The 14,525-nt window shown below is 73.2% G+C and carries 13 protein-coding genes; 5 read left to right on the forward strand and 8 right to left on the reverse strand.

Features of this window, described 5'->3' with window-relative positions:
* Position 1 precedes the first annotated feature (1 nt).
* From ACPYO4_RS12065 to ACPYO4_RS12085, 5 genes are all read right to left on the reverse strand, one after another.
* The gene (locus tag ACPYO4_RS12065; protein WP_425709491.1) at positions 2–1,186 is read right to left on the reverse strand and encodes a hypothetical protein; all 1,185 of its coding nucleotides are present in this window, start codon (positions 1,184–1,186) and stop codon (positions 2–4) included.
* 74 nt (positions 1,187–1,260) lie between these two features.
* Complete coding sequence (locus ACPYO4_RS12070; RefSeq protein ID WP_425709492.1) at positions 1,261–2,220, reverse strand: ABC transporter permease; 960 nt, start codon at positions 2,218–2,220, stop codon at positions 1,261–1,263.
* The gene (locus tag ACPYO4_RS12075; RefSeq protein ID WP_425709493.1) at positions 2,217–2,996 is read right to left on the reverse strand and encodes an ABC transporter ATP-binding protein; all 780 of its coding nucleotides are present in this window, start codon (positions 2,994–2,996) and stop codon (positions 2,217–2,219) included. The genes ACPYO4_RS12070 and ACPYO4_RS12075 overlap by 4 nt, the downstream gene beginning before the upstream one ends.
* A complete protein-coding gene (locus ACPYO4_RS12080; RefSeq protein ID WP_425709494.1) occupies positions 2,993–4,354 on the reverse strand; it encodes an amidohydrolase family protein in 1,362 nt (453 codons plus the stop codon). The genes ACPYO4_RS12075 and ACPYO4_RS12080 overlap by 4 nt, the downstream gene beginning before the upstream one ends.
* Complete coding sequence (locus ACPYO4_RS12085) at positions 4,351–5,271, reverse strand: MBL fold metallo-hydrolase (protein WP_425709495.1); 921 nt, start codon at positions 5,269–5,271, stop codon at positions 4,351–4,353. Before ACPYO4_RS12085 ends, ACPYO4_RS12080 begins: the two co-directional genes overlap by 4 nt.
* A gap of 130 nt (positions 5,272–5,401) precedes the next feature.
* On the opposite strand from ACPYO4_RS12085, the gene ACPYO4_RS12090 reads away from it, so the two are divergent.
* A complete protein-coding gene (locus ACPYO4_RS12090) occupies positions 5,402–6,043 on the forward strand; it encodes a helix-turn-helix domain-containing protein (RefSeq protein ID WP_425709496.1) in 642 nt (213 codons plus the stop codon).
* On the opposite strand, the gene ACPYO4_RS12095 is transcribed toward ACPYO4_RS12090, so the two are convergent.
* Genes ACPYO4_RS12095 through ACPYO4_RS12105 form a run of 3 tightly spaced genes read right to left on the reverse strand, consistent with a single transcriptional unit; the run spans position 6,012 to position 8,865 of the window.
* Positions 6,012–6,470: a cupin domain-containing protein gene (locus ACPYO4_RS12095; RefSeq protein WP_425709497.1), complete on the reverse strand. Its 459-nt coding sequence runs from the start codon at positions 6,468–6,470 to the stop codon at positions 6,012–6,014. The two genes, ACPYO4_RS12090 and ACPYO4_RS12095, sit on opposite strands and share 32 nt — an antisense overlap.
* A 56-nt stretch (positions 6,471–6,526) precedes the next feature.
* The gene (locus ACPYO4_RS12100; protein ID WP_425709498.1) at positions 6,527–7,300 is read right to left on the reverse strand and encodes a cysteine hydrolase family protein; all 774 of its coding nucleotides are present in this window, start codon (positions 7,298–7,300) and stop codon (positions 6,527–6,529) included.
* Positions 7,297–8,865, reverse strand: coding sequence for an AtzH-like domain-containing protein (locus ACPYO4_RS12105; RefSeq protein ID WP_425709499.1), 1,569 nt, complete (start codon positions 8,863–8,865; stop codon positions 7,297–7,299). Before ACPYO4_RS12105 ends, ACPYO4_RS12100 begins: the two co-directional genes overlap by 4 nt.
* A 139-nt stretch (positions 8,866–9,004) precedes the next feature.
* Between ACPYO4_RS12105 and ACPYO4_RS12110 the strand changes: the two genes are divergently transcribed.
* The 4 genes from ACPYO4_RS12110 to ACPYO4_RS12125 all read left to right on the forward strand — a co-directional run bounded on the left by ACPYO4_RS12110 (position 9,005) and on the right by ACPYO4_RS12125 (position 14,424).
* Positions 9,005–10,528 carry an MmgE/PrpD family protein gene (locus ACPYO4_RS12110; protein WP_425709500.1) on the forward strand — a complete coding sequence of 508 codons (1,524 nt, stop codon included), beginning with the start codon at positions 9,005–9,007 and terminating at the stop codon, positions 10,526–10,528.
* The gene (gene prpB / locus ACPYO4_RS12115; protein WP_425709501.1) at positions 10,529–11,422 is read left to right on the forward strand and encodes a methylisocitrate lyase; all 894 of its coding nucleotides are present in this window, start codon (positions 10,529–10,531) and stop codon (positions 11,420–11,422) included.
* 71 nt (positions 11,423–11,493) lie between these two features.
* Entirely contained in the window at positions 11,494–12,624 is a 1,131-nt protein-coding gene (locus ACPYO4_RS12120) for a bifunctional 2-methylcitrate synthase/citrate synthase (protein WP_425709502.1), read from the forward strand.
* A gap of 249 nt (positions 12,625–12,873) precedes the next feature.
* Positions 12,874–14,424 (forward strand): xylulokinase, encoded by a 1,551-nt coding sequence (locus ACPYO4_RS12125; protein WP_425709503.1) that lies wholly within the window; start codon positions 12,874–12,876, stop codon positions 14,422–14,424.
* Positions 14,425–14,525 lie beyond the last annotated feature (101 nt).

The following is a 14,525-nucleotide window of genomic DNA, read 5'->3' on the forward strand; positions in this document are numbered from 1 at the left end:
CTCACTCCCCCATCGAGATCGACGGATCGATGAACTCGTTCGTGTACAGCTCGGCGGGGTCGAGCTCGGCGAGCGTGACGGTGCCCTGGTCGCGCAGCAGCGGGAGGAACGTGTCGGCGATCTCCTGCATCCGCGCGTCGTCGAACTGGCCGAAGACCCCCGTGGCCGGGTCGTCGGTGACGATCTCCTCCTCGACCAGCGCGGCCGCCGAGAAGTCGGCGACGCCCGCGGAGTAGGTCCACCCGACGTTGTACTGCTCCACCACCTCGACGAGCAGGTCGTTCGTCGGCCCCGGGTCCGCGAGGAAGTCGATCTGCGACTGCTGGAAGATCGGCACGAGCCGCTCCAGGCACCCGGCCAGCTCGTCGACCCGGTCGGCGCGCACCGCGAGGGACTGCGGGTAGATCGAGAACCCGACCTCGCTCATAAGCTCGAAGGCCACCGGACGCCCCCAGGCGTCGACCTCGTTCTCGTAGATGTAGGGCTCGGCCGTGACGAAGCCCTGCTGCACGATCGACGGGTCGGAGACGAACCGCGAGGGCGTCCCCTCGTAGCTCGTGTCGGAGGCCGCCATGTCGAAGCTCGTCGTCCGCGCGAGCAGCGCGGGCAGGACGTCGCCCGAGGTCACCACGGTGGCGCCCTGCGAGACGACCTCGTCGATGGTGGTCGCGCCGGGATAGGTCTCGGGGTCCCACATGAGGATCTGCGGGCTGTTCGTCATCTGGGACACCACCGCGACGGTCGGCTGTGCCTCGTGGGAGCTGATCGCGACGTCGGTGCTCACCGCGCCGAGCGTGATCTCGTCGTCGAGGTACATGAGGGCGGGAACCGGCTGGAAGCCGACGTTCGCGCCACCCGTGCGCACCTCGATGTCCACGCCGGTGTCCACGCCCTGGGCGACGAGCGAGCCGCGCACCGACTTCGTGTCCGTGTCGATCTCGGCGTCCGACCCCACGAGCGCGTACGTCCCGCCGTGCTCGGACTGCGGCTGCCAGTCCCACTGGACGACGACGGTCGCCGGGCAGACCTCCGCGAGGTCGAGGGCGCTGCCGGCCTCCGCGGCCTCGGCGTCGGGCGCGGCCCCCGCATCCTCCGCGGGGTCGTCCGCACCGTCGGCGGAGGAGCACGCGGCGAGGGCGAGAAGTCCGGCGACGGCGAGCAGGAGGTGTGGTCGGGCGTGCGTCATGGTGGTTCTCCTTGGCTGGGTGGTTCGGCCGGCGGGGGCCGGGCGAGGGACGGAGGGCACTGAGGGGTCCGCTCTCACGAGCTGGGCCGCTTCCCGTACCAGCGGCCGAGCACGAGGCGGTCGAGGACGGCGAAGAGACCGAAGACCACGACGCCGAACAGGGCGGTCAGGGTGATGGCGGTGAACAGGGCGTCCATCTGGAGGCGCAGCGTGTAGGTGCGCAGCAGGCCGCCGATGCCCACGGGGCCCTGCTGGAAGAAGTAGTCGCCGACCAGCGCACCGATGACGGACAACCCGGCGGCCGTCCGCAGACCGGTGAAGATCGACGGGACCGACGCGGGGAGCTGGAGCTTGACGAGCCGTTGGGTCCGTGAGGCGTTGTTGAGGGTGAGGAGATCGTGCGCGGCGGCGCTCGCCGACTGCAGCCCGAAGAACGTGTTGGAGATCATCGGGAACAGGGCGATGATCACGCAGACGATGACCCGTGCCGGGAAGCCGTAGCCGAACCAGATGCCGATGAGCGGCACCAGGGCGAGGATCGGGATCGTCTGGAGGATGACGGCGTAGGGGTACAGGATCGACTCGGTCCACCTGGACGCCGACATGGCGAGGGCCCAGAGGATCCCGATCACGACGGCGACGGCGAGCCCGATGGCCGCGACGACGACGCTGCGTCCCAGCGCGTCGAGCATCGGCTCCATGAGCTGCGGGTTGGTCAGGGTGCTGCCGAAGACCTCGTGCGGGGGCGGGAGCAGGAACCGCTGGTCCACGGGCAGGATCGCGAGCGCGACGACGTACCAGATGACCACGATCCCGATGAGCGAGAGCACGACAGGTGCCGCCCCGCGCAGGGCACCCACCGTCGCCGGGCCGATGCGCCGGCCGACGCCGGCACGACGACGGCCCGGCCGCTCCGGCGCGGGGACGGGGACGGTGAGTACCCGGTCGGGGTCGGCCACGGGTCGGTCGGACCCCGGGTCCGGGAGGTCGTTCGCGGTCCCTGCGTCGGGACGGATGTGGGCGTGCAGTGTCATGAGTGCTCTCCAAGGGCTGCCGAGACCTCGCCCGTCAGGGCGGCGAACTCGGGGTCGTAGCGGAGCTCGGCGGGTCGCGGGTAGGCCCACGGGATGCGGATGTCCGCCACGATCCGCCCGGGACGGCCGCTCATGACGATCACCCGGTTGGCGAGGTAGACGGCCTCCGAGACGGAGTGCGTGATGAACAGGCCCGCGAACTGCTTGAGCCGGAAGATCCGCTGGAGCTCGGTCTGCATGCGCAGCCGGGTGATCTCGTCCAGCGCCCCGAACGGCTCGTCGAAGAGGGCGAGGTCGGGCTCGGTGACGAGGGCGCGGGCGATCGACACACGCATCCGCATGCCACCCGACAGCTCGCGCGGATACTGGTTCTCGAACCCCGTGAGCCCCACGAGCTCGAGCGCCTCCCGGGCGAGCCTGCGTCGGTGGCCGGCGTCGACCTTCCGCAGCTCACCGGTCAGCTCGACGTTCTTCAGGGCCGTGCGCCACTCGAGGAGGGTGGCCTCCTGGAAGACGTAGCTGGTCGAGCGCGAGCTCACGGTGAGGACGCCGGAGCTCACGGTGTCGAGGCCGGACGCGAGACGCAGGAGGGTCGACTTCCCGCAGCCGGACGGGCCGACGACGGACACGAAGTCACCCGGCCCGATCTCGAGGTCGATGCCGTCGAGCGCGACGGTGCCCGTGGAGAACCTCTTGGTCACCCCCGACATGCGCAGGGTCCTGAAGCTCGTCGCGCGCGGGACCGCGGTGGGGGCGGACGGTTCGGTGAGGGTCATGACGTGGACCTTCCGATCGGTTGACGTGCGGGGGACGGGGCGGGGGCGAGATGCCGGTCGGCGGACCGGTGACCGAACGGACGTCGGAACCGGTCCGGGTGAGCAGCCGGACCCGGGTCCGCCAGGGCGAGGTCCCGGCTCACGCGGGTGTCGGCGACCACGACCCCGGCGCGCAGCACGATGCGGGCGACCTCGGCGCCGGCGAGCACGTCGGCGACCGGTACGTCGGGCACGAGCATGAGGTCGGCCGCGGCGCCGTCGGTGGGCCCCGCCGCCGACAGCCCCATGACCGTGCGGGCGCCCGACGTCACGGCTGTGAGGGCCTCGTCGGCGCCCAGGTGGCCGGCGGTCATGAGGAGGGCGGTCGTCCCGAAGGGATCGGCGGTGCCGACGGGGTTGAACGGGTCCCGGACGTTGTCCCCACCGGCGGCGAGCTCGATCCCGGCGTCGAGGATCTGCCTGAGCGGGGGCATGCCACGCAGCCGCGGCTCGTCGGGGCCGCGCCCCTGCAGGTACAGGTTGGTGATCGGCAGCGTGACCAGCCCGATGCCGGCCCTGCCCACGAGCTCGAGCACGGCGCGGAGCCGGTCGCTCGGCAGGGAGCCGAGCCGCACGCAGTGGCTCGCGGTCACCCGCTGCGCCAGGCCGCGGGCGATGACCTGCTGCGCGAGGTCGACCAGGTCGAGCCGGGGCGCGGCCGTCTGCTCGTCGGTGTGCAGGTCGACGGGGAGACCGGTGCGCTCGGCGACGTCGAGGAGGTCGGCGGTCTCGGCCGCCGGGTCGTCGGCCAGGTGGGGGCAGCCGCCGATGACGTCGACCCCCCGGTCGACGGCCTCGCGCAGGTGCCCGTGGTCGGCGCCCGGTCCGGCGAGGACGCACACCTGGATGGTCACGACGCCCGAGAGCTCGTCCCGCAGCCGGACGAGCGCGTCGACCCCGCGCAGCGGGTCGCCGTCCGCCAGGAGGTCGACGTGCGTGCGGATGGCCGTGACGCCGTTGGCGACGTACCGGCCCACGGCCCGCGTCGCGCGGGACCTGATGTCGGCGGCGCTCACGGACGGCGTGAGCGCCCGCCACCTGGACACCGCGGACTCGAGGTCGTCGCCGCCGGGCGGGAGCCGGTCGGCGGTGAAGGCCTTGTCGAGGTGTGCGTGCGGCTCGGCGGCCGCGGGCAGCAGCCGCCACCCGGAAGCGTCCAGCTCGGTGCGGGGGGCGGTGCTGCCCGCGGTCGCGGCTCCGCCTGCCAGCGGGAGGTCACCGAGGGTCCCGTCGAGCAGTCGGACCGAGCGCAGGCGGTCGACCCGCAGCCCGGCGAGGTGCGCGCGTCCCGACGGCGGCCCGGCGAGGTGGCGGCTCATGCGCCGAGCCCGGTGAGGACGACGACGCCGCCGACCTCGTGCCGCAGGGCGGGGCTGCCGAGCATGTCCCTGCTCGGCACCGGGCAGGTGCGTCCGTCGGCGACGGCGCGCGCGGCGGTGGCCACGCGTGCGACGGCCGTGCCGGGCAGCTCGTGGACGAGGTTGTGCGCGGGCAGCACCCGGCGTACGTCGAGCGCGGCGAGCCGGTCGAGCGAGTCGGCGAAGGCTGCGGTGTCGGCCTCGTCCCCGTGCAGCCAGTGCGCCGAGGCGAGGACCGTGTCGGCGGACAGCAGGGTCCCGGTGGACTCCTCGAGCAGGACGAGCGCGTCGGGCGCATGACCCGGTGTGTGCAGGACCGTGAGGCGTCGGCCGCCGAGGTCGATGACCTCGCCGTCCTGCACCCTCCCGGTCGGCGGGACGGCGCCCACCCGCCAGCCTGTGAGGTCCGGCAGGTCCCGCATCCGCGGCAGGTCGGTAGCCGCGAAGAAGAGCTCGTCGTCCAGGCGCCGGAAGTCCCGGTGGCGGGCGACGACGTACGACATCGCGTTCCAGTACCCCCGAAGCACCTCGGGATCGACCGCGCCGTGCCGGCCGCCGGGGTGGGCGAGCAGCTCCACGACCTCGACCGGGCCGGACGGGTCCAGCAGGTCGCCGTTGCCGCCCCGGTGGTCGAGGTGGTCGTGCGAGCTGAGCACGACGACCGGGAGGTCGGTGAGCCCGGCCACGACGCGGGATATCGGGGCGATCCCGAGACCGGAGTCGAGAAGCAGGGCGCGCTCGGCGCCGATCACCAGGTAGCAGCTCACGTGGCCGGGCTCGCCGATCAGCCAGATGTTGCCGGCGAGCTCCCGCACCTCGAACCAGGCCTGCGCCCGGTCGAGCCCCGCCAGCGGGGGCGCGGTCGGTGTGTGCGTCATCGATCCTCCTCGTGGGATCCTCATGTTGATCTGATCAACATCATCGACAGTACGGAGCGGCTGTTTCACGCAGGTGTCAGGCGGGCGCCGGGCGCGTGACAGAGTCGGCGACGACGAAGGAGTGCCACCCATGGACCGTCAGACGCGCGCCGACCTCGCCCTCGGCTCCGCGATCCGTGCCCGCAGGCACGCCCGCGGCGTCACGCTCGTCTCGCTCGCCGGCGCGACCGGACTGTCCCACTCGTTCCTCTCCCAGGTCGAGCGGGGGCATGCCCGGCCGTCGATGCGCTCGCTGTTCCAGATCGCCCAGGCCCTCGGGACCACGCAGCAGGCCCTCATGGGTGCCGGCCGGGTCGACGCCGACGAGGTCCTCCGCGGTCGGGACGCCCCCCGCGTGCGCGCGGTGCGCACGGGCGGCTCGTCCCGGCCGGACGCCGGCGCGTCCGGCGCCCGGCTGGTGCTGCGCGCCGGCGACGTCGACATCACCGAGTTCGTCGCGCCGCCGCAGGACTTCCGCGACCTCTTCACCCACGACCACGCCGAGTCGCTCTACGTGGCAGCAGGGACCGTCGAGCTCGAGCTCGTGGACCCGGACGGGACGCACCGGCTCGTCACGCTCGATGCGCGCGACACCGTGAGCTACGGCGGCGGGGTCCCGCACCGGTTCCGGCAGGTGGGGGCGCCGACCGCGGTGGTCCTCGTGGTGCACGCCCACGACGGCGGCGCGGACGCGGAGCACGTCAGCGACCCAGGGTCGCCAGACCGGCGATGACCGCGGCCCGGTCCTCGTCGTCGAGCGCCTCCGGCACCCCGGAGGTCACGAGGTGCTCGAACCCGCTGTCCATCGAGCCCAGGTCGTTGGCCATGATCGTCACCGCGTAGAGCCGCTCCGTCCCGGAGGTGTTGCGGATGTGGTGCACCGACCCCTCGGGCAGCACGAGGACGTCGCCCGCGGCGACCTCGACGGTGTGCTCGTCGCTCACGGCCTCGCCGCGCCCGGACAGGAAGATGAAGATCTCGACCGAGTCCGGGTGGGTGTTGTCGGGCTGCACCCCGTGCGGGTCCCAGATCTCGAAGAACACACTCGTGGGCGACTGCTCGGACGGCCCCGTCAGGTGGGTGAGCTTGACCGTGTCGCCCGCCTGGATGCGGTACGTCTGCAGGTCGGAGAGGTGCTTGAGGATCGGCGCGTCGGCCATGTGCGTTCCGTTCGTCGTGGGTGCGGTGGGGGGCAGGTGGAGCGCGGGGGCGCGGGTCAGGTCGTGACACGGGTCGGGGCGAGTGCCGCGGACAGCTCCGCCGGCGTCGTCGTGAATCCGAAGCACTGGCGCACGTTGTAGAGGGTCGCCGCGCGGCAGAAGTCCGGCGACGTGGTCGCGCTCGCGCCCTCGACGAGGACGACGTCGTAGCCGAGGGCCGCGGCGTCGGTGAGCGTCGCGAGCACGCACTGGTCGACGTTGACACCGGCCAGCAGCAGCGTGTCGACGCGCAGCCGGCGCAGGATCGAGTCCAGCGGGGTGTCGACGAAACCGGTCATTCGATACTTGGAGACGCGCAGGTCGCCGGGCTCGACCGTCAGCTCGTCGACGACCTCGGCGCCCCAGGAGTCCTCGGTGAGGACGGCCGGGCTGAGCCCGGCCCGCTCGCCGATGCCTCCCCCGCGCCCGTCGGCGTCGTACACGTGCAGCACGCCGGGAGGGAGGTTGGCCCGGTCCGGGCGGTTGCCCCAGCCGAGCCACACGACGGGTACGCCGGCCCCGCGCAGCTCCGGGAGCAGCTGTCGCAGCGGTTCGATCGCTGCGCGCGCGGGTGCGACGTCGACGCCGATCGAACCGAGCCACCCCCGGGGATGGAGGAAGTCGTTCTGCATGTCGACCACCACGACGGCCGTGCGCGCCAGGTCGATCGTCAGCCGTTGCGGCAGGGCGCCGAGGTCGACGGGCCTCGTCCCGGGCTGACCGGTGAGGTCGACGTGCTCGGGCCACAGGCCCCACGACCGGGGCCGCGGAGCGACGCTCGCCGCGGTCATCGCGCCGCCACCGCCCCGGCGGCCCGGACCAGTGCGAGGTCGGAGCCCGGGGGGCCGACGAACGACACCCCGGCGCGGGACCGCCCGTGGTGCAGCAGCGGGGCGCTGACGGCGGGCAGACCCGCGAGGGAGGCCAGGCTCGTGAGCCGCAGCGTGCGCGAACGGTCGACCTCGACCGACGCGGGCGACGCCGTCAGTGCGGGCGGCGGGCCCGAGGTGGTCGGCAGCAGGAGGATGCGGTCGGCGACGAGGTCGCGGAGCAGGCTCCGCGCGACGTCGAGCGTCTCCCGCGCCTCGGACGCGGCACCGGCGCTCACCCGGGACGCGGCGCCGAACCGCTCGGCGACGTCGGGGGCCAGTGCGCCCGGGTGCGCGACGATCCATGCCCCGTGGGACTGCCAGGCCTCGAAGGCCTGGACCGTTCGGAAGGCGGCGAACCACTCGTCGAGGTCGCCGGGGAGCCCCGCACGGTCCGCGCGCAGGTGCTCGGCCAGCTCCTCGACCTGCAGCCCGAGACTGGTGTCCGCGAGCCCGGTGATCGCGTCCACCACGACGTACGACCGCGGGCGGTCCGGCGTGGCCGACGGGGAGTCCCCGCCGAGCACGACGCGGGCGGCCCGGAGCAGCGTGCCGGGGCCACGGGTGAGCAGGCCGACGGTGTCGAAGCTGGGGGCGAGCGGAAGCATGCCGTCGGTCGGAACCGCCCCCTGGGTGGGGCGCAGCCCCCAGAGCCCCTGGTAGGCCGCGGGCACACGGATCGAGCCGGCGGTGTCAGTGCCGAGACCGATGCTCACCTCCCCGCGTCGCACGGCCACCGCCGGGCCGCTCGAGGAGCCGCCCGGCACCCGACCGGGAGCCTCCAGGTTCGGCGGTGTCCCGGTGGCGGGGTTCGTCCCCGCGATGCTGTAGGCGAGCTGGTCCGTCTGCGCGACGCCGGTGACGGCCGCCCCGGCGAGCAGCAGCGCGTCGACGGCCGGGGAGCTCTTAGCCTCGGGCTGCCGCTCGGCGAGCAGCGCCGGCACCCCGCCGCCGACGGCCTGGCCCCTCAGCGCCAGGACGTCCTTGACGGCCACCGTCTCACCCGTGAGCTCGCCGTCGCTCGACGGCGCGAGCAGCGGGCTCCCCACGACCCGCCAGACCGCGTGGTCCACGGTGCGCGGCGGCGCGGTGACGTGGGCGGCGGCCACGCGCCAGCCGTCGTCGGTGCGTCGCCACACCTGGGTCTGCAGGCCCGGCGTCCCGGTGGGCGAGCGGACCTCGGCCATGACGAGCGCGGTCCCGGGCGCAAGGTCGCGCACGTGCACGGCCACGACCTGCCGGGTCGGCGCGGTGCCGCGGGCAGACCGGTAGGCGGTGATCGCCCGGTGCCCGACCGTCAGCGTCGTGCCGTCCCCGCGCAGCGTGTCCTCGGCGTCGAGGAAGAGGGCGCCGAGCGCCTCGAGGTCGTTCGCGAGCAGCGCGCGGTCGTAGGCCCAGAACGCGTCGAGAAGAGCGGGGGGCGCCGTGCCGTCGACGCGGACGGGTGCGACGGCCTCGACAGGGCCCGGCGCGGTGGTGGTGTGCATGCCGCCCACGCTAGGAAGGGGTGCGTGTCGGTTCTGTTTCTCCCCGGGTCGGCCAGCGAACGATCACGTGTCCGTCATGTGTCCGGGGTGACGGACCCGTGAGACTCTAGGATCCCGCCACCGTCGCCGAGAGGGCCCCATGAGCAGGCACCACGTCACCGTGCACCCGTCCACCGCCGACCTGCCGCGCGAGCGCCAGCTGGCGTGGGCGATCGCCGAGCTCGCGGCCGACCGGGTCGAGCCGGACGCCGAGGTGACGGACATGGTGATCAACCGGGTGATTGACAACCACGCGGTCGCCGCCGCCTCCCTCACGCGGGCGCCCGTCGTCGCCGCACGAGCGCAGGCCCTGGACCGCCCGCGTGACCCGGGCGCGACCGTCGTCGGGCTCCCGTCCACGACCCGGGTGGCGCCCGAGTGGGCGGCCTGGGCGAACGGGGTCGCGGTGCGTGAGCTCGACTTCCACGACACGTTCCTCGCGGCCGACTACTCACACCCGGGCGACACGATCGCGCCGATCCTCGCCGTCGCCCAGCACCTCGCCGCCCGTGGGATCACGGGGGCCGACGTCGTCGCGGCGATCGCCACCGCCTACGAGGTCCAGGTCTCCCTGGTCACCGCGATCTCGCTGCACAAGCACAAGATCGACCACGTCGCCCACCTCGCGCCCGCGGTGGCCGCGGGCCTCGGCACGCTCCTGCGGCTCGGCCCGGACACGATCTTCCAGGCCGTCGGGCAGGCCCTGCACACGACGACGGCGACGCGCCAGTCCCGCAAGGGCCAGATCTCGACGTGGAAGGCCTACGCGCCGGCGTTCGCCGGCAAGGCCGCGATCGAGGCCGTCGACCGGGCGGTGCGCGGCCAGACCTCGCCGGAACCGATCTACGAGGGCGAGGACGGGGTGATCGCCTGGCTGCTCGACGGCCAGGGCGCCGCCTACGACGTCGACCTGCCGGCGCCCGGCGAGCCACGCCGCGCCATCCTGCGGACCTACACCAAGGAGCACTCCGCCGAGTACCAGGCCCAGGCGCTCATCGACCTCGCGCGCAGGATGGGCGAGCAGCACCCCGAGCTGCGCGACCCCGAGCAGGTGGCAGGCATCGTGCTGGAGACCAGCCACCACACCCACCACGTCATCGGCTCCGGGGCCAACGACCCGCAGAAGTACTCACCCGACGCCACGCGCGAGACCCTCGACCACTCGATCCCCTACATCGTCGCCGTCGCGCTTCAGGACGGGACGTGGCACCACGAACGCTCCTACGCGCCGGAGCGGGCCCGCCGGCCGGACACGGTCCAGCTGTGGCAGCGGATCACGACCGTCGAGGACCCCGTGTGGACGGAGCGATACCACTCGAGCGACCCGGCCGTGAAGGCGTTCGGCGGCCGCCTCGTCGCCACGCTGACCGACGGCAGGGTCATCGCCGACGAGCTCGCCCTCGCGGACGCCCACCCGGACGGCGCGCGCCCCTTCGCCCGCGCGCAGTACGAGGGCAAGCTCGTCACGCTCGCGACCGACGTCGTTGGCGAGGACGAGGTGCGACGGTTCCTCGGCGTCGCCGCTCGCCTGGCCGAGCTCGGCCCGGACGAGCTCGGCGAGGTCACCGTCACCGCGCCGGGGACGACGATCGAGTCCGCCGGCCGACCCGAGGGGATCCTCTAGGTGCTGCACTCCGCCACGTCTGCCGCCGACAAGCGCCGTGCCCTGCGCGAGCGCCTCTCCTCCGGGGAGCTTCTCGTGCTGCCCGGGGCGTTCAACCCGCTCTCGGCCAGGCTCATCGAGGACACGGGGTTCGACGGGGTCTACATCTCTGGCGCCGTGCTCTCGGCCGACCTCGGCCTGCCGGACATCGGGCTGACCACGCTGACCGAGATCGCGGGCCGGGCGGGTCAGATCGCGCGCGTGACGGACCTGCCGTCGATCGTCGACGCGGACACCGGCTTCGGCGAGCCGATGAACGTCGCCCGCACGATCCAGGTCCTCGAGGACGCCGGGCTCGCCGGCGCCCACATCGAGGACCAGGTCAACCCCAAGCGGTGCGGGCACCTCGACGGCAAGCAGGTCGTCGACGAGTCCACCGCCCTCAAGCGCATCCGGGCCGCCGTCGAGGCCCGGCGCGACGAGCACTTCCTCGTGATGGCGCGCACCGACGTCGCGGCGATCGACGGCCTGGGCGCCGCCGCCGACCGGGCGCGGGCGCTCGTCGACGCCGGCGCCGACGCGATCTTCCCCGAGGCCATGCGCTCGCTCGAGGAGTTCGCCGCCGTCCGGGCCGCGGTCGACGTCCCCGTGCTCGCCAACATGACCGAGTTCGGCAAGTCCGAGCTGTTCACGCACGCCCAGCTCGCCGACGTCGGCATCAACCTCGTCATCCACCCGGTCTCGCTGCTCCGCTCCGCGATGGGGGCCGCCGAGCGGCACCTGCACCACCTGCGCGAGCACGGCACCCTCACCGCCGTCGTCCCCGAGATGCAGACCCGGGCCCGGCTCTACGAGCTGCTGGACTACGCCGGCTACAACGCCTTCGACGACGAGATCTTCACGTACGAGCCCTGACCCGAGCACCGAGCCGAGCCCCGCCCAGAGCGCTGGGCGCCGCCAGGCACCCCACCGACAGGAGCCACGCCATGACGCAGCAGCCACGCGCAGCCGAGCCGGAGATCCGCAAGGGTCTCGTCGGCGTCGTCGCCGACACGACCGCGATCTCCAAGGTCAACCCCGAGACCAACTCGCTTCTCTACCGGGGCTACCCCGTCCAAGAGCTCGCCGACCGGTGCTCGTTCGAGGAGGTCGCCCACCTCCTGTGGCAGGGCGAGCTCCCCACCGCCGCCGAGTCCGACGCCCTGGTCGCCACCGAGCGCGCCCACCGCGCCCTCGGCGAGCAGACCCGCGCCGTCGTCGACGCCCTGCCGACAACCGCGCACCCCATGGACGTCGTCCGGACCGCGGTCTCCGTGCTCGGCGCGAGCGACCCGCTCGCCGAGGACTCCTCGCGCGAGGCCGAGCTCGAGAAGTCAACCCGGCTGCTCGCCCAGGTCCCCGCCGTCGTCGCCTACGACCAGCGTCGCCGCCGCGGCCAGGAGGCCGTGGCCCCGCGCGACGACCTCGACTACTCCGCCAACTTCCTGTGGATGACGTTCGGCGAGGAGGCCGACCCGGTCGTCGTCGACGCGTTCCGCCGCTCGATGGTCCTGTACGCCGAGCACTCCTTCAACGCCTCGACGTTCACCGCCCGGGTCGTCACCTCCACGCTCGCCGACCTCCACTCCGCGGTCACCGCGGCGATCGGGGCGCTCAAGGGCCCGCTGCACGGGGGCGCGAACGAGGCCGTCATGCACGTGCTGCACGAGATCGGCACCGCCGAGGGCGCGGCGGCCTGGCTCGAGCAGGCGCTGGCCGAGAAGCGCAAGATCATGGGCTTCGGCCACCGCGTCTACAAGAACGGCGACTCGCGGGTGCCGACGATGAAGGCCGCCCTCGACACGCTGGTCGAGCACTACGGCCGGCCCGACCTGCTCGCGCTGTACGACGGTCTCGAGGACGAGATGACGCGGGCGAAGAACATCCTGCCGAACCTCGACTACCCGTCCGGGCCCGCCTACCACCTCATGGGCTTCGACACCGAGATGTTCACCCCGCTCTTCGTCGCCTCCCGGGTGACGGGCTGGACGGCGCACGTGATGGAGCAGCGGGCGAGCAACGCGCTCATCCGACCGCTGTCCGCCTACTCCGGGCCGGACGAGCGGCACCTGGCGTAGGAGTCCGGCGCGCCCCGCGCACGGTCGCGGGGCCGGAGCTCGGCACAGGCTCACGGCGCGCGCCCCACGGAGCGAGCGCACCACCGTGCAGCGCGTCGGCGGCGTCCCGCACGATCGTTCGCGTCACCAGACATACTGGTGCTTCCAACACGAACCGTGGTGAGATCATCGTGGAGTCCGCGCCGGGACTGCGGCTCCCGTCGCGGCCGACGGCGGCCCGACGCCGATCAGCGCCGATTCGAGGTTCCCATGCCCCCGTCATCACCGCTCGTCATCGCGGTCGACTCGTCGACCACGTCCAGCAAGGCCATCATCGTCGACCCCGACGGCAAGGTGGTGGCGCTGGGCAAGCGGGAGATCCAGCTCCGCAGCCCGCAGCAGGGGTTCGCCGAGCACGACCCCGCGGCCTGGTGGAACTCCACCAACGAGGCGGTCGCCGCCGCGGTCTCGCAGCTGAAGAACGCCGACAAGGAGCGCATCGTCGCGATGGGCGTGACCCACCAGCGCGAGACGTTCGCCCCGTTCACCGAGGACGGCACGCCCCTGAGGAACGGCATCCTCTGGATGGACATCAGGGCCTCGGACCAGATCCTGAAGTACGGCACGAAGGACATCTGGGAGCTGTCGGGCAAGCCGCCGGACGTCACGCCGGCCATCTACAAGATGGCATGGGTCAAGGAGAACGAGCCGGGCGTCCTGGACAAGGCCGATCGCGTGGTCAACGTCCACGCCTACCTGGTGAAGAAGCTCATCGGCGAGTGGAAGGACTCCGTCGCCTGCGCCGACTCCCTCGGCCTGTTCGACATCGCCCGGCAGACCTACGACTCCTCGCTCCTCGAGATCGCCGGTGTCCGCGAGGACCAGATGGTCGACCTGTACAAGCCGGGCGAGGTGCTCGGCGAGATCCAGGAGTCCGTCCTCGACGGCTGGGGCCTCTCGCAGCCCGTCACGCTCGTGGCCGGCCTCGGCGACGGCCAGGGCGCCGGCATCGGCGCCGCCTCCGTGGACGAGCAGACGCTCTACATGAACCTCGGCACCGCGGTCGTGGCCGGCGTCCTGTCCGAGGAGTACGCGTTCGGCCCCGTCTACCGCACCCTCGCAGGCGGCGTCGCCGACACCTACGTGCTCGAGGTCCTCCAGTCCTCCGGCGCGTTCCTGCCCACCTGGTACCGCACCGCGTTCTGGAACCCCGAGCTGCGCGGGCGCCCCGACCCCCAGCTCGAGCGGATCGCCGCCGAACGCGCACCGGGCTCCGGCGGCCTGGTGACGCTCCCCTACTGGAACGCCGTCCAGAGCCCGCACTGGGACCCGATCGCGCGCGGCGCGGTCGTCGGATGGCGCGGCTCGCACGGCCGCGGCTCCATGTACCGCTCACTCCTCGAGGCGATCGGCCTGGAGATGGCCCGGTCGCTCGACGGCCTCGAGAAGGCCACCGGCACGACGATCACCACCGTGCGCGCGATGGGCGGCGGCGTCCGCTCGCCGCTGTGGCGGCAGATCATGGCCGACACGAGCGGGAAGCCGATCACGGCCTGCCTCGAGGACGAGATCTCCGCGCTCGGCGCGGGCGTCCTGGCCATGGCCTCCACCGGCGTCCACGGCGACACCTCGGTGCGCACCGCCGCCCAGGCGATGGCGCGCTTCGGCGACGTGACGGAGCCGAACCAGGACAACCACGAGATCTACGCCGAGCTCGGCGCGATCCAGGGCGAGATGTACGACGCCCTCAAGGGGACCACCGACAAGCTCCAGGCGTTCGCCACGAAGTACCCCGACGCCGAGGTGGGCGACGTCGAGTGACACCGCGCCCTGCCGCGGCCGACCCGGTCGCGGCGGGGCGCACACCGACCGGGGCGGCCGACGCGATCGGCCGCCCCGGACCGCACACGCAGGACTGCGCG

Source organism: Georgenia sp. Z1491 (genome assembly GCF_049856175.1).
Taxonomy (GTDB): Bacteria; Actinomycetota; Actinomycetes; order Actinomycetales; family Actinomycetaceae; genus JB111.

Excerpts from the sequence above, each read along its gene's own strand:
- ACPYO4_RS12080 (WP_425709494.1), bottom strand. The coding sequence starts at position 4,354 with ATGAGCCGCCACCTCGCCGGGCCGCCGTCGGGACGCGCGCACCTCGCC.
- ACPYO4_RS12070 (WP_425709492.1), bottom strand. The coding sequence starts at position 2,220 with ATGACACTGCACGCCCACATCCGTCCCGACGCAGGGACCGCGAACGAC.
- ACPYO4_RS12120 (WP_425709502.1), top strand. The coding sequence starts at position 11,494 with ATGACGCAGCAGCCACGCGCAGCCGAGCCGGAGATCCGCAAGGGTCTC.
- ACPYO4_RS12110 (WP_425709500.1), top strand. The coding sequence starts at position 9,005 with ATGAGCAGGCACCACGTCACCGTGCACCCGTCCACCGCCGACCTGCCG.
- ACPYO4_RS12090 (WP_425709496.1), top strand. The coding sequence starts at position 5,402 with ATGGACCGTCAGACGCGCGCCGACCTCGCCCTCGGCTCCGCGATCCGT.
- ACPYO4_RS12100 (WP_425709498.1), bottom strand. The coding sequence starts at position 7,300 with ATGACCGCGGCGAGCGTCGCTCCGCGGCCCCGGTCGTGGGGCCTGTGG.
- ACPYO4_RS12095 (WP_425709497.1), bottom strand. The coding sequence starts at position 6,470 with ATGGCCGACGCGCCGATCCTCAAGCACCTCTCCGACCTGCAGACGTAC.
- ACPYO4_RS12085 (WP_425709495.1), bottom strand. The coding sequence starts at position 5,271 with ATGACGCACACACCGACCGCGCCCCCGCTGGCGGGGCTCGACCGGGCG.
- ACPYO4_RS12075 (WP_425709493.1), bottom strand. The coding sequence starts at position 2,996 with ATGACCCTCACCGAACCGTCCGCCCCCACCGCGGTCCCGCGCGCGACG.
- ACPYO4_RS12125 (WP_425709503.1), top strand. The coding sequence starts at position 12,874 with ATGCCCCCGTCATCACCGCTCGTCATCGCGGTCGACTCGTCGACCACG.
- ACPYO4_RS12105 (WP_425709499.1), bottom strand. The coding sequence starts at position 8,865 with ATGCACACCACCACCGCGCCGGGCCCTGTCGAGGCCGTCGCACCCGTC.
- ACPYO4_RS12065 (WP_425709491.1), bottom strand. The coding sequence starts at position 1,186 with ATGACGCACGCCCGACCACACCTCCTGCTCGCCGTCGCCGGACTTCTC.